Genomic DNA, 21,659 nt, shown 5'->3' on the forward strand with positions numbered 1-21,659 from the left:
GTCTGAAGGAATTCTTTTGATATAAGGAATTACATACGCTCGGGAACTTCAATCCCTAATAAACCAAAAGCTAATTTAATTACATTACCCACAAAACCCGAAAGCTGTACTCTAAACTGCTTTTCTTCTTCAGAATCTGCTCCAAAAATAGAAACATTTTGAAAAAACGAATTGTAATTTTTGACCAGATCATACGTGTAATTTGCAATGATCGCCGGACTTAATTCACTTGCTGCACTTTGAATGGCATCAGGAAATACTTCTAAATGCTTTATCAATTCTCTTTCCTTTTGATGTAACTTGATATTTTTAATCGCCGTACTTCGATCAAAATTTGCCTTGCGCAAGATGGCTTGAATTCTTGCATAGGTATATTGTATAAACGGCCCCGTATTACCTTGGAAATCTACTGACTCTTCTGGATTAAATAGTATTCTCTTTTTAGGGTCAACTTTTAATATGTAATATTTTAATGCTCCCAGACCTATTTTGTTGAACACCGCTGTTTTTTCACTTTCGGTATATCCTTCTAGTTTTCCTAGCTCTTGAGATATTTCTTTAGCAGTTTTGGTCATTTCGTCAATAAGATCATCTGCGTCAACAACCGTTCCTTCTCTACTTTTCATCTTTCCGCTAGGCAAGTCTACCATTCCATAACTTAAATGGTGTAGATTTTTTGCCCATGAATATCCTAATTTCTGTAGTATTAAAAACAACACTTTAAAATGATAATCCTGTTCGTTACCAACGGTATAAATCATTCCGCCGACATCTGGATGATCCTTCACTCGTTGGATAGCGGTACCTATATCTTGTGTCATATACACTGCAGTACCATCACTTCGCAATACCAGCTTTTCATCTAGTCCATCATCGGTTAAATCACACCATACAGAACCATCTGGTTTCTTAAAAAACACCCCGTCAGACAGTCCTTCTTCAATATTATCTTTACCTAATAAATAGGTATTGCTTTCGTAGTAATAGCTATCAAAATCGACCCCAAGAGCGGTATACGTTTGCTCAAAACCATCATATACCCAACCATTCATTTGTTTCCAGAGTGCTACGACGTTTTGATCCCCAGCTTCCCATTTACGAAGCATTTCTTGTGCTTCAATAAGAATAGGGGCTTGTTTTTTTGCAGCTTCCTCAGACATACCATCGGCAACTAACGCTACAATTTGTTCTTTATAGACCTGATCAAATTTAACATAGTAGTTTCCTACTAATTTATCACCCTTTAAACCGGTTGACTCTGGAGTTGCTTCTTCCCCAAATTTTTTCCAGGCAACCATCGACTTACAAATATGAATTCCTCTATCATTAATGATTTGAGTTTTATACACTTTTTTGCCACTAGCTTTACTAATTTCAGCTACCGAAAACCCTAATAAAATATTTCTGATGTGTCCCAGATGCAAAGGTTTATTGGTATTTGGAGAAGCATATTCTACCATAACCGCCTGATCATCTTTCGGAGTATCTACAAAACCGAAACGTTGATAATTTTTAATTTCATTAAAGAAATTAAGGTAATAACTATCGGCAATTACAAGGTTTAAAAAGCCTTTAACTACATTAAAACGCTCAACTTCTTCTACATGATCGACCAAATAGTTACCTATGGCTTCACCTATTTGAACCGGATTACCTTTAACGACCCTCAACATAGGAAATATAACAACAGTGATATCACCTTCAAACTCTTTTCTAGTTGCCTGTAATTCGACAGTTTCTAAAACGTTGTCATACAAAGTTTGAACGGCTATTTTTACTTTCTCTGAAATGGTTTGTTGTAAACTCATTTTATTATAAAATGTATTTAAAAAAGATCCCGCCATAGCGCGGGTACTTTAGACAATTAAGAACGGTTATAATTTTAACCCGGATTATGCAGTCATCGAGTTAAAAGAGATCAACTTATACTCAAACAAGCGACAAAGATAACAGAAATTCTAGTCTACACTATGAACTACTCTTGACTTTTTAATTTTAACTAGTATTTAGAAATTAGAAAAAGTCAAAAGGAGTTCTTATGTGACGAAGTATCATTTGTGTATACTACTACAAAAACAATCACTCTATCTAATAGTTTTAGACAACTTAGAACCTTTGACCTATTGTTGAGGTGGCTTACATGAAGTAAAAAAAGGGTAAGAACGCCATAAAAGAGGACGGCACTCCCGATAACGGGATTTATAGGTTTCTTACGTTTTCCTTCTCCTAATGCCCCGGTATGAACCTCTTAACCGGTACTTGGAGCCGATGGTCATTCTTACCCGGTATCAAAAATACTAATTTCAATACTATGATGGTACATGAAGTTTAATTTTAATCCGGTTTAATAGGAGTTATTTTATTTTTGAATCAAAGAAAAGTTACAACTATATAATGGGCTTAGCGCTACCTATAAAAACACTAACTGCTGCATTATGAGAATTTGTAGAGTTGCGATAAAGGATTAAAGGAGCTATACAAAGATTGGTTTATTTCATACGTCCTAATTATAGTAATTACCGAACAACAAATTAATTATAAAAAACACAGGTAACCACTACGTTCTCATAATAAAAATTTTAACCCGGATTATGTATCAGAATTTCGTAATGAGGGTTGAAATACCACGACAAAGCATTGCTTTGGGCGAGACGTAGCGTTGGAAGAGTGTTTTCTCGATCTTAGCATAGCGGTCTTCCCTGAGCGGAGTCTAAGGGCTACAGTGATATTGAAAAATACAGCGCAGCGTTTTTTTGAAGGTATTTTAAGCCGTAATAGATTTCATAATGCATAATCCGGGTTTAAATATTCCCTTTGGTGAAGAATTTTTTTAAAATTTAGGAAGACTCGTTTCCTGTAAATTTCTTCGTAACTTATACACAAAAATGCGAATTCTTATTACGGGAACCAATGGGTATATTGGTATGCGCCTCTTACCTCTTTTGCTAGAGGATGGTCATGATGTTATCTGCTGTGTACGGGATCAAAATAGACTTTCGATTGATCAGGAAACCAGAGAAAAGGTTTCCATCATAGAGATCGATTTCTTGCATGAACCTAATATTTCTAAAATTCCATACGATATTGATGCGGCTTACTATTTAATTCATTCGATGAGCTCTTCTACCACTGATTTTGATAAAAAAGAAGAAATTTCTGCTCAGCACTTTAACACCTATGTTAGTCACACTCGCATAAAACAAGTAATTTATCTGAGTGGTATTGTTAATGAAAAAAACCTATCTAAACATTTATGGTCCAGAAAAAATGTAGAAGAAACGCTATATAAAGGTAGTTATCATCTTACCGTATTGCGCTCGGGTATCATTGTAGGTTCTGGGAGTTCTTCTTTTGAAATTATTCGGGATTTATGCGAAAAATTACCTGTTATGATCACTCCCAAATGGGTCAATACCAAAACACAACCTATAGCGATAAGGGATGTTCTCAATTTTATGACCGGGGTATTAGGAAATTCAAATTGTTACAATCAATCTTATGACATAAGCGGTCCTGATGTCATGACTTACAAACAGATGCTACTGCAATATGCAAAAGCTCGTGGTATTCGATTGTATATAGCGACACTCCCTATCATGACACCTAAACTATCCTCGTACTGGTTATATTTTGTAACCTCTACATCTTACAAATTGGCACTTAATCTTGTAGACAGTATGACTATACCGGTGATTGCTAATGATAACCGCCTACAAGAACTGCTAGATATAACTCCTATGAATTATAGAAAAGCACTAGAACTCGCTTTTATAAAAATAGAACAAAATCAAGTCGTATCGAGCTGGAAGGATTCTATGATTAGTGGTCGGTTTAAAATAAACCTGCAAAAATATATTACCGTACCAAAAAACGGATGTTTTATAGATCACAAAACAATCAAATTGAATGATGCTAAGCAAGCGCTAGAACGCATATGGAAAATTGGAGGTGAAACAGGATGGTATTACGGAAATTGGCTATGGAAAATTCGGGGGTATTTTGATAAGGCTTTTGGCGGAGTTGGGCTAAGACGTGGTAGAACCAATCCTAACGCCATCTATTCTGGAGATGCGCTGGATTTTTGGAGAGTGTTAGTTGCCGATAAGAAAAATAAGCGATTATTGTTATTTGCTGAAATGAAGGTTCCCGGAGAAGCCTGGCTCGAGTTTGATATCGATGATCATAATGTGCTGCACCAAACGGCTACGTTTCGACCTAGAGGAATCTGGGGGAGACTCTACTGGTACGTGATGGTACCGTTTCACTATTTTATTTTTGGCGGAATGATTCGAAAAATTGCAGCTCTGAAATGATTTTTTACAAGATAAAATGCAAAATTCATCGACAAATAACATTATTGTCCGTATTTTTTTTTATATTTAAGAAAAAACCGAATGAACCGACTTTTATTGTTTCTCATCTTATTTGTATTATTTTCAGGTTGTACTACTGAAAAAGCAAAGGATGTAGAATTGAATAATCTCGTTTCATTACTTATTGGTAATTTTTCTAATGCAGAGCAAGCAAAGGACGATCCGAGTTTTGCCCATTTGAGCTTGATCAACGTTCAGATTTGGGAAGAAAGACCCGGAATTTGGATCTATTCCAAAATTTCTGACATTGAGCAAAACTATATCTACAGTGAGCGTATAGTAAACTATAACACCATTGATTCTACTAAATTCTCGAGTACTAGTTACACGATACCCAAAAAGAAAAACTACCAATACGACTGGGAAGATGTAACCACCTTTGATGCGATACCTTTTAAAGAATTAAATAAAAGAGACGGTTGCGATATGTATTTCTCAAAGAAAACATCTACTATTTATTCTGGAAAAATAAAAAAAGGAGTATGTATGAGTCGCTTGGAAGGAGTGCACTATCTCACTAGCTCCTTGGTACTTAGTAAGGATAAGATATCTATATGGACTAAAGGGTATGACGAAAAAGGCAAGCAGGTCTGGGGAAAAATCAAGGGTCCGTATAAATATAAAAGAATAACCGAAACATCTAGTTTGTAAAATCAGCCAACGTTTTATTTTCTAACACTTTTAACGTATTATCTCTTACTTCGATCATTAAGCTATGCACAGCGCAAGTATCTTCATCTGGACAATCATCACATTTTTCGTAAAAATTAAGACTTACGCAAGGCAGCATGGCAATAGGGCCTTCTAGAACTCTAATTATTGCAGCCATAAAAATTTCTTTAGGTTCTTTGATTAAATAATACCCACCTCCCTTACCTTTTTTGGAGCCTAAAAAACCGTTTTTTCTTAAGGTAAGTAAAATGCTTTCTAAAAACTTTTGAGAAATATTTTCCTGCTCTGCAATTTCAGAAATTTGCACCGGATGACTACATTTTCTTCTAGCAATGTATGTAAGTGCTTTTAATCCATATTTTGTTTTTTTTGAAAGCATAGTACTATCATTTATTAGGCAAAAATACCTCAGCCATCATACATCGCGCGCTTCCTCCACCCAAGGTTTCTATAGTATTAAGGTTGCTATGTAAAATGTCACAGTGCTTTTTAATCGCTTTAATTTGATGTGTAGTAAGACTGTGATAAGCCGCAGACGACATTACAAGATACTGTTTATCCCCCGAACCTACAACCTGCAATACGTTACCCGCAAAACTAGTAACTTGATCCTCTGTAATTTGAATAATCTCTTTATGATCTTTTCTTAAATGAGTGACCAAATTTTTTCTTTCCTTTCGGTCGTCTACGCAATCTAGACATACTATAGCAAAGGTATTGGCCACACCCATCATTACATTAGTATGATAGATGGGTAATCGTTTTTTTTCAACAGTTTGATATGCTGTAAATATTACGGGAGTATATTCAAAATCTTCACAAAATTCTAATAACAAATCCTCATCAGCCCTTGGTGAGAGTGCACAATATGCTTTTCTATTCACTCTATCCAGAACCAAGCTGCCGGTACCTTCTAAAAAGATTTCCTCCTCTTCAGCTTTGGTGTAATCGATAATATTCTTAATCTTAAAACCCGATGATTCTACAGTATCTAACACTTTTGGTCTACGTTCTCTTCTTCTATTTTCGGCAAACATGGGGTATAGTCCAACATCTCCGTTTTCATGAAAAGAAATCCAATTGTTAGGGAAAATAGAATCGGGAGTATTGTTATCTGGATCATCATCGATAACAATCACGTGCACCCCGATATTTCTAAGCGCCGACACAAAATCATCAAATTCTTGTTGTGCCTTGGTGTTAGCGTCGATTATTTTTACATTCTCTTGATAATAATTATTCACTGCTGTCTCTTCATTCATCCTGAAGCGTACTGGGCGAATCATCAGTATGGTATCGGTAACTTGTTTCATATTGATTTACAATAATTAATCTCTAATTAACGGCATTGTGGAACACCTCAACAAGCCTTCTTGTTTAGCAATTTCAGCATAGGGTACTTCTTCGACCACAATATTTAAACTTCGAAGCCACGTATTAAGCCTTGTAAAATTTTTTTCAGAAATTACTATATCTTCTGCAATTGAAAATATATTAGAATTCATATGATACATCTCGTCTTTATTAATATGAAATACATTCTCTTTTCCGAAGAAATTTATCAAGTATTCATAATCTGATAGCTCTCTAAAACCTTCTTTATGAATAATCGCTTTATTTTTACCTACAGGCTGAAAACAGCAATCCAAATGCAGTGCGTTTTCTTTCGGATCTTTCATTGATTTATTAAGATCAAATTCTTTTACCGTTTTGTTAGGAAAAAGAGACTGTATGTATGCTACTCCTTTCATATTTGTGCGAGCTACAATACAATCGGGATAATCCTCTCCCTTGTAAGTCCCTATAAAAACATGATCATTATGAATCATAATATCACCCCCTTCAAAATGGATATCTTCAGAAGGTGCTTTACGTACTTTTTCAGGAGATATTTCATCGATTACATGTTGTATTGCTTTGATTTCTTTTTCGCGATGCGGAAGAATATTTGACTTAACGAAGGTATCATCAATCACCAAAGCTATATCTCTAGCAAAAATCTGATTATAATTTTCGATAACTTTAGGGCGGTATACCTTTACATCGTACTTTTCAAAAACGTTGGCAACAGCCTTCATTTCGCTGATCATATCCTTTTCTTTGGGATAAGTACCCGCTTTTATATGTGCTATAGACTTTGGATCGTAGGCGTCCTCTATTTTTGGTATGGGTCCGTTACTTGTGGCTATTCCTAAAACTACAGCTCTAAGCCTGGATGTTTCGTTCTGTATATTTAAATTCAACAAAATTTATATTTAAATGTAGATACTATTTTAGCGCATTAGATTTTTTTATTTAAAATCTGTCATTTTGTATTATTTGACAAAAATAGAATAAAGATTGAATAGTTAGAATAATCTCAAGCTAAATCAATAGTGAATACTATGAATAGTATAAAGCATAAAGGTCGGTAGCTAGTTACCTGTACGATGAAAATGCAAAAGCCCACTATCTGATTGATCAAAATTGAAGCCTACCCTCGAAGACGAAAAATTGTCGACTGCGCTACCATTAATACCTTTCGCAATATTCTGAAAATCAGAAATCAAACCATCCTGAGGCATTGTACCCTTTGGCGGTGCCTATAACACCTCTCTAAATCCCTTACTGAAATCAGTTTATAGGTTAACCCTTAAAAACTTAAAAAGCGTTGAAGTGATCAACGCTTTGATATATTAGAGATATTATAAGTTAGCGATTAGTGATCGCTGTAAATTTTCTATGATTTTCTCCTATATAAATTTGTCTGGGTCTTCCAATAGGTTCTTTACGCAAACGCATTTCTCTCCATTGTGCGATCCAACCTGGTAACCTTCCTAGTGCAAACATTACTGTAAACATATCTGTAGGGATACCTAAAGCTCTATAAATGATACCTGAGTAAAAATCTACGTTAGGATATAATTTTCTCTGTACAAAATAATCATCTTTTAATGCTACCTCTGCCAATCCCTTTGCGATATCAAGAACAGGATCTTCTATACCAAGGTCGCTTAGAACTTCTTCTGCGGATTTTTTAATAATCTTTGCTCTGGGATCAAAGTTTTTATATACTCTATGTCCAAAGCCCATAAGGCGAAATGGATCGTTTTTATCCTTTGCTTTGGCTATATATTTTGCAGTATCTCCACCATCTTCTCGTATAGCTTCTAGCATTTCAATCACTGCCTGATTAGCACCCCCATGTAACGGTCCCCAAAGGGCAGAAATACCCGCAGATAATGACGCGAATAATCCAGCATGCGAAGAACCCACTATTCTTACCGTAGAAGTCGAACAATTTTGCTCGTGATCTGCATGAAGAATTAATAATTTGTCTAAGGCATCATTTACGATTTTATTGGCTTCGTAGGATTGATTAGGCTTAGAAAACATCATTTTATGTAGATTTTCTACATAGCCTAAAGAATTGTCTCCATAATCTAAAGGTAGACTTTTCTTTTTTCTCATAGTCCAGGCAGCCAGCACAGGAAATTTTGCTAAAATTTTTACAATCGCATCATACATAGCTTCTTCAGAATCTACATCTACCGATCCGGGGTTAAAGGCAATTAAGGCACTGGTTAGCGATGATAATACGCCCATAGGGTGAGCACTTTTGGGAAAACCATCGAGGATTTTCTTCATGTCTTCATCTACCTGAGATTCTTCTTTGATGTCTTTATCAAATTTCTCTAACTGTTCTGAAGTAGGAAGCTCACCAAATATTAATAAATAGCATACTTCCAAAAAATCTGCTTTTTCTGCTAGTTCTTCAATTGAATATCCACGGTATCTTAGAATTCCTTTTTCTCCATCTAAAAAAGTGATCGCACTCTCGCAGCTTCCTGTGTTTTTATAACCGGGATCAATAGTGGTAACTCCACCGGTATCTGCTCTTAGCGTTTTAATATCGATTCCTAATTCGTCTTCAGTTCCTTTTATAATTGGGAACTCATATTTATTACCGTCAATCTCTAACGTAGCTATTTTTGTCATATGAATATTTAGAATTTTGCTATTATATTAAGGGTTGCTAAAATACGAAATATAGTGTTAAAATAGTATTAATCATTATATCATTTTCCCGTTCATTATAGGAATTCCAAAAACTGATATAAAAAAAATAGGTTGTCAAATTGACAACCTATTTTCTATGAAATTATATCATACTATTTGATCTTAAAAGCCTTGTTTTTGGGATAATACGCTACACTTCCCAGCTCTTCTTCAATCCGTAATAGTTGGTTGTATTTTGCCATTCTATCACTACGTGAAGCAGATCCTGTTTTAATTTGTCCGGTATTTAATGCTACTGCCAGGTCAGCAATAGTATTATCTTCGGTCTCTCCAGATCTATGAGACATTACGGAGGTATATCCTGCGTTGTGTGCCATGGTTACGGCTGCAATCGTTTCCGTTAAGGTACCTATTTGATTCACTTTGATCAAAATGGAATTGGCGATACTATTCTCTATTCCTCTTGAAAGTCTTTCAACATTGGTTACGAATAAATCATCTCCTACTAATTGTACGTTATCTCCTATTTTATCGGTTAGATATTTCCATCCTTCCCAGTCGTTTTCATCCATACCATCCTCGATAGAAATAATTGGATATTTTGATGCTAACTCGGCAAGATAATCGGCTTGTTCTTCGCTGGTTCGCACGACACCTTTATCTCCTTCAAATTTGGTGTAATCATAAGCGCCGTTTACAAAAAATTCTGCTGCTGCACAATCTAAAGCTATCATTACTTCATCACCAAAGGAATAGCCCGCATTTTCAACAGCCAATTTTATGCTATCCAGAGCATCTTCGGTTCCGTCTAAGGTAGGCGCAAAACCACCCTCATCACCTACGGCTGTACTTAATCCTCTATCGTGAAGCACTTTCTTGAGATGATGAAAAATTTCAGTTCCCATTTGCATTGCCTCAGTAAAGTTTTTGGCTTTTACAGGCATTACCATAAATTCTTGAAAAGCTATAGGTGCATCACTATGAGAACCTCCGTTAATAATATTCATCATAGGGACAGGAAGTGTATGAGCACTTACCCCTCCTACATATCGATACAAAGGCATATTAAGTTCATTTGCGGCAGCTTTTGCCACTGCCAAAGAGACTCCTAAAATAGCATTAGCACCAAGTTTTGATTTGTTAGGAGTTCCATCGAGATCAATCATGGTTTGATCTAGTAAATTTTGATCAAATACCGAATACCCTAAGAGTTTTTCGGCTATTATTGAATTTACATTTTCAACGGCTTTATTAACGCCTTTTCCCATATATTTTTCACCCCCATCTCTAAGCTCTACAGCCTCGTGCTCTCCTGTCGAAGCTCCTGAAGGTACCGCTGCACGTCCTAAAACCCCATTTTCAGTAATTACATCAACCTCTACAGTAGGATTACCTCGTGAATCTAATATTTGTCTGGCATGAATATTAATAATGACACTCATTTCTTTGTTTATTTTGTTGGATATATTTTCTTCTTCGCAAGATACAAAACCGTAAAATCTTAACCCCTTTAAAAAAGCCCTTATTTATTGCAGAACTCTCAATATTTTAGTTAAGTTATCAACTATAACGTTATAGATATCTATACGAATTCATACATCAATATGCTTTCAAAATAATACTACGACACCGTAACTTTACTCTTTTTAATTTGCGCTATAAAATCATCAAAAAGGTATGAAGAATCGTTAGGCCCCGGACTGGCTTCTGGATGATATTGAACAGAGAAACAGTTTTTACTTTTCAATCTAATGCCCGCCACAGTATGATCATTAAGATGTATATGTGTAATTTCTACATCATTGTGATTTTCTGTTTCTTCTTTGTTAATAGCAAAACCATGATTTTGAGATGTAATTTCACCTTTCCCCGTACGTAAATTTTTTACCGGATGGTTTATCCCTCGATGTCCATGGTGCATTTTATACGTGCTAATTCCATTAGCCAGAGCTATTACCTGATGACCTAAGCATATACCAAAGAGCGGCAAATCTCTTTCTAATATTTCTTTGGCACATTGTATGGCCTCAGTTAAAGGTTCTGGATCTCCTGGTCCGTTGGATAAAAAATAACCATCGGGTTGCCATTCATTCATTTCTTTGAAGGAAGCGTTATAAGGAAAAACTTGAATGTATGCATCTCTACTAGCCAGGTTGCGCAATATATTTTTCTTTATACCAATATCTAATGCAGAAATTTTATACGTGGCATTAGGATCCCCGTAGAAATAAGGTTTAGCTGTCGAGACTTTTGAAGCTAGTTCTAATCCATTCATGTTGGGAACTGCTGCTAGTTGTTCCTTTAATTGATCTATAGTATCTATCTCGGTAGAAATGACTGCATTCATAGCGCCGTTGTCTCTTATATAGCTTACTAGTGCACGTGTATCTACATCTGAAATAGCCAATAAATTGTTTTTCTCAAGGAATTCTTGTAACGAGCTATCTGCGCGATCTCTAGAATATTCGTAGCTAAAATTTTTAACGATAAGACCGGCAATTTTAATAGCATCAGATTCTATCTCGTCGTCATTTGCACCATAATTACCTATATGCGCATTTGTCGCCACCATTAACTGGCCATAGTACGAGGGATCTGTAAAAATTTCTTGATAACCGGTCATCCCAGTATTAAAACATACTTCACCAAAGGCACTACCTGCTTTACCCACCGCTTTTCCATGAAAGATTGTTCCATCTGCTAATAAGACAATTGCTTTCTTTCGGGATTGATATTTCATCATTTTTTTATTTTATCCTTGTTGACAATCACACCTCTTTATCGAGATTAACTTTTCAAAATTATTTAAAAAAAAAGGATAAACGCTAAACGTTTATCCTTTTGTTATTATGTGTTATTCACACTTTTCATTTATTCTTCTTCTGATGTTGAAGTTTCTGGTGCTGGAACCGTTGGTGCTGTCGCCGCCTTTTTTCCTTTGCCTCCTCTTCTTCTGGCTTTCTTTTTGGCAGGTTTACCGGCATTGTAAAGCGAGTTGTAATCTACCAATTCGATCATTGCCATGTCGGCATTATCACCAAGTCGATTTCCTAACTTAATAATTCGGGTATATCCCCCTGGTCGGTCACCTACTTTTGTCGCAACATCTCTAAACAATTTGGTAACTGCGTATTTGTTACGCAACTTACTAAATACGATACGTCGATTATGTGTAGAGTCCTCTTTAGATTTGGTCACCAAAGGTTCTACAAATTGTTTAAGTGCCTTTGCTTTGGCTACGGTAGTGTTGATTCGTTTGTGCTCAATTAAGGAACAAGCCATGTTGGCAAGCATTGCCTTGCGATGTGCTGTTTTTCTCCCTAAATGATTTACTTTTTTTCCGTGTCTCATGACATTTTGTTTTGATCATCATCTTGCTCGATCTACCTCGTGCAGAGAGCAAAATATGATGAATTAATCTTTATCCAGTTTATATTTTGATAAATCCATTCCGAAGTTAAGACCCTTCACGTTAACCAATTCTTCAAGCTCGGTTAAAGACTTTTTACCAAAATTTCGGAACTTCATTAAGTCATTTTTATTGTACGATACCAAGTCTCCAAGCGTATCGACTTCTGCCGCCTTTAAACAGTTTAATGCACGAACTGAAAGATCCATATCAATGAGTTTCGTTTTTAATAACTGTCTCATATGAAGTGATTCTTCATCATAAGTTTCTGTTTGTGCGATCTCATCAGCTTCTAAGGTAATACGCTCATCAGAGAACAGCATGAAATGATGAATCAAAATTTTTGCTGCCTCGGTAAGTGCATCTTTAGGATGGATAGATCCATCGGTTACGATTTCGAAAACTAGTTTTTCGTAATCGGTTTTTTGCTCTACACGATAATTCTCGATACTGTACTTTACGTTTTTAATAGGAGTATATATGGAATCAGTAAAAATTGTGCCGATGGGAGCGTTTGCTTTCTTATTTTCTTCTGCAGGAACATAACCTCTACCCTTCTCGATAGTTATTTCTAGGTTAAGTGCTACTTTCTTATCCATATTACAGATCACCAAATCAGGATTTAGTACTTGGAATCCGGAAATAAATTTCTGAAAATCACCAGCTACTAATTGTTCCTGTCCAGAAATAGAGATAGTAACAGATTCATTGTCGATGTCTTCAATCTGACGTTTAAAACGTACCTGTTTAAGATTCAAGATAATTTCTGTTACATCTTCTACTACTCCAGAAATCGTTGAGAATTCGTGATCCACGCCTTCTATTCTAAGAGAAGTTATAGCGAATCCCTCTAAAGAAGATAGCAAAACTCTTCGCAAAGCATTACCAACTGTTAATCCATATCCGGGCTCTAATGGTCTAAATTCAAATTTACCATCGAACTCGGTGGAGTCGATCATGATAACTTTATCGGGCTTCTGAAAATTTAATATTGCCATGTTATTGTTTCTTCTTTAGCGTTATTATTTAGAATATAATTCGACGATGAATTGTTCATTAATATTTTCTGGTATTTGGATTCTGGCCGGAACAGATACAAAAGTACCTTGCTTGGTGTCATTGTTAAATGTAATCCATTCGTACACTTTACTATTGTTAGCAAGTGCATTTTGAATAACCTCTAAAGATTTTGATTTTTCTCGCACTCCCACAACATCACCAGCTTTTAATTGATAAGACGGAATATTCACTTGCTTTCCGTTTACAGTAATATGTCTATGCGAAACCAATTGTCTTGCTCCTCTTCTAGAATTTGCTAATCCCATTCTAAACACTACATTGTCTAAACGAGATTCACACAGTTGAAGTAACACCTCACCGGTAATTCCCTGTGCACGTGTTGCTTTTTCAAACATATTTCTGAACTGACGTTCTAACACTCCGTAAGTATACTTCGCTTTTTGCTTTTCCATCAACTGGATAGCATATTCACTTTTTTTACCTCTTCTTCTGTTGTTTCCGTGTTGCCCCGGAGGGTAATTTCTTCTTTCGAAAGACTTATCATCCCCGAATATCGCTTCTCCAAATTTACGAGCGATTTTAGTTTTTGGACCAGTATATCTTGCCATTATTAATAATTTAGTTATCGAGGTGATTATGAATTAAGGTCTCTTTCCTTCGATAATCATTGTTCCTCTTTTCGATTACTTATTTATATATAGAAAAATCCCGAAACGAAATTCGGGAATATATTATATTAAACTCTTCTTCTTTTAGGAGGACGGCATCCGTTGTGAGGCATAGGAGTTACATCAATAATTTCAGAAACTTCGATACCAGAATTATGGATAGAACGAATTGCAGACTCCCTACCATTACCAGGCCCCTTTACATAAACCTTTACTTTTTTTAGTCCTGCTTCTATTGCTACTTTCGCTGCATCTTCTGCTGCAAGCTGTGCAGCGTAAGGTGTATTCTTTTTTGAACCTCTAAACCCCATTTTACCGGCAGAGGACCAAGAAATGACGTCACCTTTTTTATTGGTCAACGAAATTATAATGTTATTAAAAGAAGCGGTAACGTGAGCCTCTCCTACAGACTCTACAATTACTTTACGTTTTTTTGAAGTTGACTTTGCCATACTTTTTAGTTTTTAGTTGTTAGTTTTTAGTTGTTAGAATCCTAAACATTGCTATTTCAAACAGATTCATCTAACGTCTAATTACTAATGACTAATGTCTTTATTATAAATTATTACTTGGTTGCCTTCTTCTTGTTAGCAACTGTTTTTCTTCTTCCTTTACGTGTTCTAGAGTTGTTCTTTGTACGTTGACCTCTTAAAGGTAATCCCGCCCTGTGACGTATACCTCTGTAGCATCCAATATCCATTAGACGCTTAATATTTAACTGTACTTCAGATCTCAATTCACCTTCGATAGTGTAGGCACCTACAGCCTCACGGATTCGACCTATTTGATCATCATCCCAGTCAGAAACCTTTATACTCTCATCAACTTTGGCAGTATCTAAAATTTCTTTAGCTCTACTTTTACCAATACCGAAGATATAGGTTAATGCTATAACTCCTCGCTTTTGTTTAGGTATATCTACCCCTGCAATTCTTGCCATAATTACCCTTGTCTTTGTTTAAATCTAGGATTCTTTTTATTAATCACGTAAAGTCGGCCTTTTCTACGCACAATCTTGCACTCGGCACTTCTCTTTTTTACTGATGCTCTAACTTTCATCTGTTCTTTCTTAAAAGTTTTTCAACTGTTTGGATAGCTATCCTTTTACAATTACAATAATTTGTTATGATTAACCAACAAATTACTGTAATTGTGTCGGTTATATTTTCTTTACCATCCCACAAAAAATAAAAAATCTTTTGTGGCGTACGTATAAAGAGGATTTTTTCAGCCTGCAAAAGTATGAAAAAAAACTCAATAAACTAATTTAATTTATTAATATCTGTAGGTAATACGCGCTTTGGATAAGTCATAAGGACTCATTTCCAGCTTTACCTTATCTCCAGGTAACAACTTAATATAATGCATACGCATTTTACCAGAAATATGAGCTGTTACAACATGACCGTTTTCAAGTTCTACTCTAAACATAGCATTAGACAATGCTTCGATTATACTTCCGTCTTGTTCTATTGCGGGTTGTTTTGCCATTTTTTAGTTGTTAGTTGTTAGTTATTAGTTGTAGTAATTAAATTCTGAAATTCACATTGAATAGTTTCATTTTCTACTCCTAACTACTAATTACTATTATCATCCTATTTATGCTACTGCTTTTCTATTTTTACCTGATTTCATTAATCCGTCATAATGCCTATTCAACAAATATGAATTTACTTGTTGCATGGTATCGATAGCAACACCTACCATTATAAGTAATGATGTTCCTCCGAAAAACAATGCCCATCCTTGCTGTACGTTTAATAATTTTACAGCAATAGCGGGAAATATAGCTATCAATGCCAAAAATATAGATCCCGGTAACGTTATTTGTGACATAATTTTATCTAAATACTCAGAAGTTTCACTACCTGGGCGTATACCCGGTATAAATCCACCACTTCGCTTTAGGTCATCTGCCATTTTATTAGTTGGAACTGTTATTGCCGTATAGAAATAGGTAAATACGATAATTAGTAAAGCAAATACAACATTATACCAAAATCCAAAAATATCGCTAAATGCAGCTACTACACCCTGTGATGCCTCAGAATCTGAAAGACCGGCTACTGCGGCGGGCACAAACATAATTGCTTGAGCAAATATAATAGGCATTACTCCTGAAGCGTTTAATTTAAGTGGTATGTATTGACGTGAACCGAAAACATTCTTCTCATAACCCCCACCTGCAGTTCTCCTGGCATATTGTACAGGAATTTGACGAACTGCCATTACTAATAAAACGGATGCCAGTATGATCACGAACCAGATTACCAATTCAATTAATACCATGATCATTCCTCCTCCATCACCCGAAACTCTCGAAGAAAAATTTTGAACAAAAGATTGCGGTAATGTCGCTATGATACCTACCATAATTAATAAAGAGATACCGTTACCGATTCCTTTATCAGTTATTTTTTCTCCCAACCACATTGAAAAAATACAACCTGTCGAAATAATGATCACAGATGATACAACGAAAACAGTTTGGTTTGGAATTACAAAAGCATCAGCGGGCAATGTTGCAAATAAATTATAGATATAACCAGGTCCTTGCACTAAGGTAATAGCTATGGTTAACCAACGTGTAATTTGATTTATTTTCTTTCTACCACTTTCTCCTTCTTTCTGAAGTTTTTGTAGATACGGTATTGCTATTCCCATCAATTGTACGACGATGGAAGCAGAAATATAGGGCATAATACCCAGTGCAAACACCGATGCATTAGCAAAAGCTCCGCCAGTAAATGCATTGAGCAATCCTAACAAGCCATCCTGTGTTTGTGTTCCTAAATTTGCCAACTCAGCCGCATCTACACCTGGTAATACAACCTGTGCTCCAAAGCGATATACTAAGAGCAAACCAAGAGTCACCAAGATCCTATTTTTTAGCTCCTCGATTTTCCAAATGTTCTTTATTGTATCAATAAATTTCATGAATCGTTTATTATAGGGTTACTGCTTCACCACCTGCAGCTTCGATAGCTGCTTTTGCAGTGGCTGTAAATTTGTGGGCTGTCACTTTCAATTTTGCCTTCAATTCCCCTCTACCCAATATTTTCACCAAATCGTTTTTTCCAGCCAGACGTGCTGCCAAAATCACATCAAAGTCAACAGTATCTTTGATTCTTCCTTCATCTACTAATTTCTGAAGTGTATCAAGGTTGATCCCTTGATATTCTTTTCTATTAATATTTTTAAAACCAAATTTAGGCACTCTACGTTGAAGAGGCATTTGCCCTCCTTCAAAACCTATTTTTTTAGAGTATCCAGAACGCGACTTCGCTCCTTTATGACCACGAGTTGCGGTACCGCCCTTTCCAGAACCTTGTCCGCGACCAACTCGCTTACTATTGTTTTTTACTGAACCTGCAGCAGGTTTTAAGTTACTTAAATCCATGTGCTTTTATTATTTTGTTTCCACCGAAACTAAATGTTTAACTTTATTTACCATCCCAAGAATATTAGGAGTATTATCATGCTCCACAACCTGACCGATCTTTTTAAGACCTAAAGCCTCTAGAGTTCTTTTTTGTCTCTGAGTGCGGTTTATTGCACTTTTTACTTTAGTAATTTTAATCTTTGCCATCGTTATTCTATTTATCCTTTAAACACTTTTTCAAGTGAAACACCACGTTGAGTCGCCACCTGTTGCGCACTACGCATTTGCAATAAGGCATCGAATGTAGCTTTTACAACGTTATGTGGGTTGGATGATCCTTGATTTTTCGAAAGTACATCGTGTACCCCTACTGCTTCTAATACTGCACGAATAGCACCACCTGCGATAACTCCTGTACCAGTAGCAGCTGGCATTAATAGCACACGGGCTCCACCATACTTTCCTTTTTGCTCATGTGGCAAAGTACCTTTATGTAGAGGAATACGAACTAAATTTTTCTTTGCGTCTTCAACCGCTTTTGCAATAGCTTCAGCAACTTCTTTAGACTTCCCTAGGCCGTGACCTACTACTCCGTTTTCATCACCAACGACAACAATTGCCGAGAATCCAAAAGCTCTACCTCCTTTGGTCACTTTAGTAACACGCTGTACACCTACTAAACGGTCTTTAAGTTCAAGTCCACTTGGCTTTACTAGTTCTGCGTTTTTATATTTTTGATACATAATTCTTAGAATTTAAGCCCTGCTTCTCTAGCACCTTCGGCTAATGATTTTACTCGTCCATGATATAAATATCCTCCTCTATCGAAGGATACTGTCTCTACTCCAGCTTTTTTAGCTTTTTCGGCCAATGCTTTTCCAACTAAATTAGCCTTTTCAACTTTGTTGCCCGTCGCCGACGCAATATCTTTATCTCTTGAAGAAGCAGCACTGATAGTTTTACCAGTGACATCGTCTATAATCTGACCGTAGATTTCTTTATTACTTCGAAACACAGATAATCTAGGACGTTGCGAAGTACCGTTTACGCTTCCACGGATACGCTTTCTTATTTTTAATCTTCTTGATTCTTTTGAGAATGCCATAACACTGTTATTATGCAGATTTACCTGCTTTTCTTCTTAATTGTTCTCCTACAAATTTAATACCCTTCCCTTTGTAAGGCTCTGGCTTACGAAAGCTTCTAATTTTAGCCGCTATTTGCCCAACCAATTGCTTATCGTGGGAAGTTAATTTAACGATAGGATTTTTACCTTTTTCAGAAATCGTTTCTACCTTTACTTCTGGGGCCAGATCTAAAACAATGTTATGCGAAAAACCTAACGCCAAATCTAATTTTTGTCCTTGGTTTGAAGCTCTATACCCTACACCAACTAATTCTAGCTCTTTAGTAAAACCCTCAGATACACCAACTACCATATTATTAATCAACGCTCTGTACAAACCATGCTTTGATTTATGATCTTTGGCATCACTCGGTCTTTCTAAAATTACCTGATTCTCTTCGACTTTTACATCAATACTATCAATTTCTTGAGAGAGCTCTCCTAATTTTCCTTTAACAGTAACAACATTACCTGTCACTTCAACAGTGACACCAGACGGAACAGTTACTGGATTTTTTCCTATTCTTGACATTTCTTTTGTCTTTTATACTGTTAATATACGTAACAAAGCACTTCACCTCCTACATTCTCTTGTCGTGCCTGCTTACCAGTCATTACACCATGAGAAGTAGAAACTATTGCGATACCTAATCCATTCAATATTCTGGGAATATCAGAAGATCCTGCATATTTTCGTAAACCAGGTTTACTAATTCTTTGTAATTCTTTAATTACGGGCTCTTTGGTTAGCTTATTATATTTTAATGCAATTTTAATAGTGCCTTGAGTAGTATTCTCTTCAAACTTGTAACTTAGAATATATCCTTGATCGAATAATATTTTTGTGATCTCTTTTTTAACCTTTGATGCAGGAATCTCTACTACTCTGTGTTGAGCTCTATTTGCATTGCGTATTCGGGTTAAATAATCTGCTATGGGATCTGTATTCATTATTTAAAATTTATGGTATTGGTTTTCGATAAATCACATCGAACCTTACACCAATTATTATATTTTTTTACCAACTCGCTTTGGTCACGCCTGGAATTAATCCTTGATTTGCCATTTCTCTAAATGTAACTCGAGAAATTCCGAATTGACGCATATACCCTTTCGGTCTACCAGTCAATTTACAACGATTATGTTGACGAACGGGTGAAGCGTTCTTTGGTAACTTTTGCAATGCTTCGTAATCGCCAGCTTCTTTCAAAGCTTTTCTCTTTTCGGCATATTTCGCAACAGTTTTAGCTCTCTTCACCTCGCGGGCTTTCATTGATTCTTTAGCCATATTTAATTCTTTTTAAAAGGTAATCCTAATTCAGTTAATAATGATTTTGCTTCTTTATCGGTTTGAGCCGAAGTTTCGAAGGTTATATTCATTCCTGAAATCTTGTTTACTTTATCGATATCTATTTCCGGAAAAATAATTTGCTCTAAAATACCTAGAGAGTAATTACCTCTTCCATCAAAACCTGTGGCTTTAATTCCACTAAAATCTCTTACACGTGGAAGCGCTGAAGTGATGAGGCGATCCAAAAATTCATACATTCGCTCTCCTCTTAAGGTTACTTTGGCACCAATTGGCATTCCCTTACGTAATTTAAAAGAAGCAACGTCTTTTTTAGAAATTGTAGGTACAGCTTTTTGACCTGTGATTGTTGTTAACTCATCTACTGCGTAGTCTATTAACTTCTTATCTGCAACGGCAGCGCCAACACCTCTACTTAAAACTATTTTTTTAAGCTTAGGCACTTGCATAACATTATCGTAGCTGAATTCTTCTGTAAGAGCTGATACTACTCTATCTTTATACTCTTGTTTTAATCTTGGGATATAAGCCATAACTATATTACTTCATTAGATTTTTTAGAAAATCTCACTTTCTTATCTCCTTCTATTCGATATCCAACTCGTGTTGTTTCACCTTTTGCGGTCAACAATGATAAATTTGAAATATGAATAGGTGCTTCTTGCTTTACAATACCACCTTGTGGATTGGCTGCGCTAGGCTTTTGGTGTTTAGAAACTAAATTAACACCTTCTACAATTGCCTTATTTTTATCTTTCAATACTTTCTGTACGGTACCCTCTTGACCTTTATTATCTCCAGCAATTACACGTACTGTATCTCCTGATTTTATTTTTAGCTTTGTCATATTCACAAGTATTATTAAAGCACTTCTGGCGCTAGTGAAACTATTTTCATGAATTGTTTATCACGCAGTTCTCTTGCTACGGGACCAAAAACACGAGTTCCTCTCATTTCGCCTGCAGGGTTTAACAAAACACATGCATTATCGTCGAAACGTATATAAGAACCATCTGGTCGACGTACTTCTTTTTTGGTACGAACTACAACTGCAGTTGAAACTGCTCCTTTTTTAATATTACCATTAGGAGTGGCTTCTTTTACGCTGACAACGATTTTGTCTCCTACAGAGGCGTATCTTCTTTTTGTTCCACCTAAAACACGGATAACTAAAACTTCTTTACCTCCCGTATTGTCGGCTACTTTTAATCTAGACTCTTGTTGTACCATAATTACTTCGCTCTTTCAATTACTTCTACTAATCTCCAGCATTTGGTTTTACTTAAAGGTCTTGTTTCCATGATCTTTACAGTGTCACCAATATTGCAGTCGTTTTTCTCGTCGTGTGCAACATATTTTTTTGTCTTTAACACGAACTTTCCGTACATGGGATGTTTTACTTTTTTAACTTCAGAAACCACAATTGACTTCTGCATTTTGTTACTAGTAACAACTCCTATACGTTCTTTTCTTAAATTTCTTTTTTCCATCTTTCAGCAGAATTAACCGTTTAATTCTCTTTTTGTTAGCTCTGTAGCCATTCTTGCAATAGATCGTCTTACTTTACGTAATTGTAAAGGATTTTCTAAAGGAGACATAGCATGAGCCATTTTTAAATCTGAATACGCCTTACGCGATTTACCAAGTTCTTCTTGTAATTCAGCTGTAGATAATTCTTTTACTTGTGATTGCTTCATAATA

29 protein-coding genes are annotated in these 21,659 nt (G+C 35.9%); 2 read left to right on the top strand and 27 right to left on the bottom strand.

From position 1 onward, the window contains the following. Window positions 1-29 precede the first annotated feature (29 nt). Window positions 30-1,808: an arginine--tRNA ligase gene (gene argS, locus J8281_RS01820; protein WP_210196074.1), complete on the bottom strand. Its 1,779-nt coding sequence runs from the start codon at window positions 1,806-1,808 to the stop codon at window positions 30-32. Window positions 1,809-2,885: 1,077 nt separating this feature from the next. On the opposite strand from argS, the gene J8281_RS01825 reads away from it, so the two are divergent. Both J8281_RS01825 and J8281_RS01830 read left to right on the top strand, forming a co-directional pair. Then, window positions 2,886-4,313: an SDR family oxidoreductase gene (locus J8281_RS01825; protein WP_210195875.1), complete on the top strand. Its 1,428-nt coding sequence runs from the start codon at window positions 2,886-2,888 to the stop codon at window positions 4,311-4,313. An 81-nt stretch (window positions 4,314-4,394) separates the two neighbouring features. Then, window positions 4,395-5,024 (top strand): chromophore lyase CpcT/CpeT, encoded by a 630-nt coding sequence (locus J8281_RS01830; protein WP_210195876.1) that lies wholly within the window; start codon window positions 4,395-4,397, stop codon window positions 5,022-5,024. On the opposite strand, the gene J8281_RS01835 is transcribed toward J8281_RS01830, so the two are convergent. The 26 genes from J8281_RS01835 to rpmC all read right to left on the bottom strand — a co-directional run bounded on the left by J8281_RS01835 (window position 5,014) and on the right by rpmC (window position 21,655). After that, window positions 5,014-5,424 carry an Rrf2 family transcriptional regulator gene (locus J8281_RS01835; protein WP_210195877.1) on the bottom strand — a complete coding sequence of 137 codons (411 nt, stop codon included), beginning with the start codon at window positions 5,422-5,424 and terminating at the stop codon, window positions 5,014-5,016. The two genes, J8281_RS01830 and J8281_RS01835, sit on opposite strands and share 11 nt — an antisense overlap. 7 nt (window positions 5,425-5,431) lie before the next feature. Beyond that, the gene (ctlX, locus tag J8281_RS01840) at window positions 5,432-6,358 is read right to left on the bottom strand and encodes a citrulline utilization hydrolase CtlX (RefSeq protein WP_210195878.1); all 927 of its coding nucleotides are present in this window, start codon (window positions 6,356-6,358) and stop codon (window positions 5,432-5,434) included. A gap of 15 nt (window positions 6,359-6,373) precedes the next feature. Further along, complete coding sequence (locus J8281_RS01845; protein ID WP_210195879.1) at window positions 6,374-7,291, bottom strand: dimethylarginine dimethylaminohydrolase family protein; 918 nt, start codon at window positions 7,289-7,291, stop codon at window positions 6,374-6,376. A 445-nt stretch (window positions 7,292-7,736) separates the two neighbouring features. After that, window positions 7,737-9,023: a citrate synthase gene (locus J8281_RS01850; RefSeq protein WP_210195880.1), complete on the bottom strand. Its 1,287-nt coding sequence runs from the start codon at window positions 9,021-9,023 to the stop codon at window positions 7,737-7,739. A gap of 173 nt (window positions 9,024-9,196) precedes the next feature. Beyond that, a complete protein-coding gene (gene eno / locus J8281_RS01855) occupies window positions 9,197-10,486 on the bottom strand; it encodes a phosphopyruvate hydratase (protein WP_210195881.1) in 1,290 nt (429 codons plus the stop codon). A gap of 179 nt (window positions 10,487-10,665) precedes the next feature. Continuing rightward, entirely contained in the window at window positions 10,666-11,784 is a 1,119-nt protein-coding gene (gene carA / locus J8281_RS01860) for a glutamine-hydrolyzing carbamoyl-phosphate synthase small subunit (protein ID WP_210196075.1), read from the bottom strand. 131 nt (window positions 11,785-11,915) lie between these two features. Next, window positions 11,916-12,395: a 50S ribosomal protein L17 gene (gene rplQ, locus J8281_RS01865; protein ID WP_210195882.1), complete on the bottom strand. Its 480-nt coding sequence runs from the start codon at window positions 12,393-12,395 to the stop codon at window positions 11,916-11,918. Between the two features lie 63 nt (window positions 12,396-12,458). Beyond that, window positions 12,459-13,451 (bottom strand): DNA-directed RNA polymerase subunit alpha, encoded by a 993-nt coding sequence (locus J8281_RS01870; RefSeq protein ID WP_210195883.1) that lies wholly within the window; start codon window positions 13,449-13,451, stop codon window positions 12,459-12,461. 24 nt (window positions 13,452-13,475) lie between these two features. Further along, on the bottom strand, window positions 13,476-14,081 hold the full coding sequence (rpsD, locus tag J8281_RS01875) for a 30S ribosomal protein S4 (RefSeq protein ID WP_210195884.1): 606 nt from the start codon (window positions 14,079-14,081) through the stop codon (window positions 13,476-13,478). Between the two features lie 128 nt (window positions 14,082-14,209). Then, the gene (gene rpsK, locus J8281_RS01880) at window positions 14,210-14,593 is read right to left on the bottom strand and encodes a 30S ribosomal protein S11 (protein ID WP_073316875.1); all 384 of its coding nucleotides are present in this window, start codon (window positions 14,591-14,593) and stop codon (window positions 14,210-14,212) included. Window positions 14,594-14,706: 113 nt separating this feature from the next. After that, complete coding sequence (gene rpsM, locus J8281_RS01885; RefSeq protein ID WP_210195885.1) at window positions 14,707-15,081, bottom strand: 30S ribosomal protein S13; 375 nt, start codon at window positions 15,079-15,081, stop codon at window positions 14,707-14,709. 2 nt (window positions 15,082-15,083) lie between these two features. After that, window positions 15,084-15,200 carry a type B 50S ribosomal protein L36 gene (gene ykgO, locus J8281_RS01890; RefSeq protein WP_073370549.1) on the bottom strand — a complete coding sequence of 39 codons (117 nt, stop codon included), beginning with the start codon at window positions 15,198-15,200 and terminating at the stop codon, window positions 15,084-15,086. A 216-nt stretch (window positions 15,201-15,416) separates the two neighbouring features. Beyond that, entirely contained in the window at window positions 15,417-15,632 is a 216-nt protein-coding gene (gene infA / locus J8281_RS01895; protein ID WP_010181908.1) for a translation initiation factor IF-1, read from the bottom strand. Window positions 15,633-15,740: 108 nt separating this feature from the next. Further along, entirely contained in the window at window positions 15,741-17,078 is a 1,338-nt protein-coding gene (gene secY, locus J8281_RS01900) for a preprotein translocase subunit SecY (RefSeq protein WP_210195886.1), read from the bottom strand. Between the two features lie 10 nt (window positions 17,079-17,088). Next, window positions 17,089-17,541: a 50S ribosomal protein L15 gene (rplO, locus tag J8281_RS01905; RefSeq protein ID WP_210195887.1), complete on the bottom strand. Its 453-nt coding sequence runs from the start codon at window positions 17,539-17,541 to the stop codon at window positions 17,089-17,091. 9 nt (window positions 17,542-17,550) lie between these two features. Beyond that, complete coding sequence (rpmD, locus tag J8281_RS01910) at window positions 17,551-17,730, bottom strand: 50S ribosomal protein L30 (protein ID WP_210195888.1); 180 nt, start codon at window positions 17,728-17,730, stop codon at window positions 17,551-17,553. A gap of 11 nt (window positions 17,731-17,741) precedes the next feature. After that, window positions 17,742-18,266 (bottom strand): 30S ribosomal protein S5, encoded by a 525-nt coding sequence (gene rpsE, locus J8281_RS01915; protein ID WP_210195889.1) that lies wholly within the window; start codon window positions 18,264-18,266, stop codon window positions 17,742-17,744. 5 nt (window positions 18,267-18,271) lie between these two features. Beyond that, a complete protein-coding gene (rplR, locus tag J8281_RS01920) occupies window positions 18,272-18,628 on the bottom strand; it encodes a 50S ribosomal protein L18 (protein WP_210195890.1) in 357 nt (118 codons plus the stop codon). A gap of 10 nt (window positions 18,629-18,638) precedes the next feature. Then, on the bottom strand, window positions 18,639-19,181 hold the full coding sequence (rplF, locus tag J8281_RS01925; protein ID WP_210195891.1) for a 50S ribosomal protein L6: 543 nt from the start codon (window positions 19,179-19,181) through the stop codon (window positions 18,639-18,641). Window positions 19,182-19,201: 20 nt separating this feature from the next. After that, a complete protein-coding gene (rpsH, locus tag J8281_RS01930) occupies window positions 19,202-19,600 on the bottom strand; it encodes a 30S ribosomal protein S8 (protein WP_210195892.1) in 399 nt (132 codons plus the stop codon). 67 nt (window positions 19,601-19,667) lie between these two features. Next, entirely contained in the window at window positions 19,668-19,937 is a 270-nt protein-coding gene (rpsN, locus tag J8281_RS01935; protein ID WP_210195893.1) for a 30S ribosomal protein S14, read from the bottom strand. Window positions 19,938-19,939: 2 nt separating this feature from the next. Next, on the bottom strand, window positions 19,940-20,491 hold the full coding sequence (rplE, locus tag J8281_RS01940; protein ID WP_210195894.1) for a 50S ribosomal protein L5: 552 nt from the start codon (window positions 20,489-20,491) through the stop codon (window positions 19,940-19,942). A gap of 2 nt (window positions 20,492-20,493) precedes the next feature. Next, window positions 20,494-20,805: a 50S ribosomal protein L24 gene (gene rplX / locus J8281_RS01945; RefSeq protein WP_210195895.1), complete on the bottom strand. Its 312-nt coding sequence runs from the start codon at window positions 20,803-20,805 to the stop codon at window positions 20,494-20,496. Window positions 20,806-20,819: 14 nt separating this feature from the next. After that, complete coding sequence (rplN, locus tag J8281_RS01950) at window positions 20,820-21,188, bottom strand: 50S ribosomal protein L14 (RefSeq protein ID WP_027392543.1); 369 nt, start codon at window positions 21,186-21,188, stop codon at window positions 20,820-20,822. A gap of 2 nt (window positions 21,189-21,190) precedes the next feature. Then, entirely contained in the window at window positions 21,191-21,448 is a 258-nt protein-coding gene (gene rpsQ, locus J8281_RS01955; RefSeq protein WP_109299479.1) for a 30S ribosomal protein S17, read from the bottom strand. Between the two features lie 12 nt (window positions 21,449-21,460). Then, window positions 21,461-21,655, bottom strand: coding sequence for a 50S ribosomal protein L29 (rpmC, locus tag J8281_RS01960; protein ID WP_210195896.1), 195 nt, complete (start codon window positions 21,653-21,655; stop codon window positions 21,461-21,463). Window positions 21,656-21,659 lie beyond the last annotated feature (4 nt).

It is taken from the genome of Aquimarina sp. U1-2 (assembly GCF_017897595.1).
Classification (GTDB): domain Bacteria; phylum Bacteroidota; class Bacteroidia; order Flavobacteriales; family Flavobacteriaceae; genus Aquimarina.

What these genes read in the sequence shown, in the direction of transcription:
- eno (WP_210195881.1), bottom strand. Translation starts at nt 10,486, where the DNA reads ATGAGTGTCATTATTAATATTCATGCCAGACAAATATTAGATTCACGA.
- rpsE (WP_210195889.1), bottom strand. Translation starts at nt 18,266, where the DNA reads ATGTATCAAAAATATAAAAACGCAGAACTAGTAAAGCCAAGTGGACTT.
- secY (WP_210195886.1), bottom strand. Translation starts at nt 17,078, where the DNA reads ATGAAATTTATTGATACAATAAAGAACATTTGGAAAATCGAGGAGCTA.
- rplO (WP_210195887.1), bottom strand. Translation starts at nt 17,541, where the DNA reads ATGGATTTAAGTAACTTAAAACCTGCTGCAGGTTCAGTAAAAAACAAT.
- rplX (WP_210195895.1), bottom strand. Translation starts at nt 20,805, where the DNA reads ATGACAAAGCTAAAAATAAAATCAGGAGATACAGTACGTGTAATTGCT.
- rplR (WP_210195890.1), bottom strand. Translation starts at nt 18,628, where the DNA reads ATGGCATTCTCAAAAGAATCAAGAAGATTAAAAATAAGAAAGCGTATC.
- J8281_RS01870 (WP_210195883.1), bottom strand. Translation starts at nt 13,451, where the DNA reads ATGGCAATATTAAATTTTCAGAAGCCCGATAAAGTTATCATGATCGAC.
- rplN (WP_027392543.1), bottom strand. Translation starts at nt 21,188, where the DNA reads ATGGTACAACAAGAGTCTAGATTAAAAGTAGCCGACAATACGGGAGGT.
- rplE (WP_210195894.1), bottom strand. Translation starts at nt 20,491, where the DNA reads ATGGCTTATATCCCAAGATTAAAACAAGAGTATAAAGATAGAGTAGTA.
- rpsQ (WP_109299479.1), bottom strand. Translation starts at nt 21,448, where the DNA reads ATGGAAAAAAGAAATTTAAGAAAAGAACGTATAGGAGTTGTTACTAGT.
- rpsK (WP_073316875.1), bottom strand. Translation starts at nt 14,593, where the DNA reads ATGGCAAAGTCAACTTCAAAAAAACGTAAAGTAATTGTAGAGTCTGTA.
- rpmC (WP_210195896.1), bottom strand. Translation starts at nt 21,655, where the DNA reads ATGAAGCAATCACAAGTAAAAGAATTATCTACAGCTGAATTACAAGAA.
- rplF (WP_210195891.1), bottom strand. Translation starts at nt 19,181, where the DNA reads ATGTCAAGAATAGGAAAAAATCCAGTAACTGTTCCGTCTGGTGTCACT.
- ctlX (WP_210195878.1), bottom strand. Translation starts at nt 6,358, where the DNA reads ATGAAACAAGTTACCGATACCATACTGATGATTCGCCCAGTACGCTTC.
- rpmD (WP_210195888.1), bottom strand. Translation starts at nt 17,730, where the DNA reads ATGGCAAAGATTAAAATTACTAAAGTAAAAAGTGCAATAAACCGCACT.
- rpsN (WP_210195893.1), bottom strand. Translation starts at nt 19,937, where the DNA reads ATGGCTAAAGAATCAATGAAAGCCCGCGAGGTGAAGAGAGCTAAAACT.
- infA (WP_010181908.1), bottom strand. Translation starts at nt 15,632, where the DNA reads ATGGCAAAACAACCCGCAATAGAACAAGACGGAAGTATAATCGAAGCA.
- J8281_RS01825 (WP_210195875.1), top strand. Translation starts at nt 2,886, where the DNA reads ATGCGAATTCTTATTACGGGAACCAATGGGTATATTGGTATGCGCCTC.
- J8281_RS01835 (WP_210195877.1), bottom strand. Translation starts at nt 5,424, where the DNA reads ATGCTTTCAAAAAAAACAAAATATGGATTAAAAGCACTTACATACATT.
- rpsD (WP_210195884.1), bottom strand. Translation starts at nt 14,081, where the DNA reads ATGGCAAGATATACTGGTCCAAAAACTAAAATCGCTCGTAAATTTGGA.
- J8281_RS01830 (WP_210195876.1), top strand. Translation starts at nt 4,395, where the DNA reads ATGAACCGACTTTTATTGTTTCTCATCTTATTTGTATTATTTTCAGGT.
- ykgO (WP_073370549.1), bottom strand. Translation starts at nt 15,200, where the DNA reads ATGAAAGTTAGAGCATCAGTAAAAAAGAGAAGTGCCGAGTGCAAGATT.
- argS (WP_210196074.1), bottom strand. Translation starts at nt 1,808, where the DNA reads ATGAGTTTACAACAAACCATTTCAGAGAAAGTAAAAATAGCCGTTCAA.
- carA (WP_210196075.1), bottom strand. Translation starts at nt 11,784, where the DNA reads ATGAAATATCAATCCCGAAAGAAAGCAATTGTCTTATTAGCAGATGGA.
- rpsM (WP_210195885.1), bottom strand. Translation starts at nt 15,081, where the DNA reads ATGGCAAGAATTGCAGGGGTAGATATACCTAAACAAAAGCGAGGAGTT.
- rpsH (WP_210195892.1), bottom strand. Translation starts at nt 19,600, where the DNA reads ATGAATACAGATCCCATAGCAGATTATTTAACCCGAATACGCAATGCA.
- rplQ (WP_210195882.1), bottom strand. Translation starts at nt 12,395, where the DNA reads ATGAGACACGGAAAAAAAGTAAATCATTTAGGGAGAAAAACAGCACAT.
- J8281_RS01850 (WP_210195880.1), bottom strand. Translation starts at nt 9,023, where the DNA reads ATGACAAAAATAGCTACGTTAGAGATTGACGGTAATAAATATGAGTTC.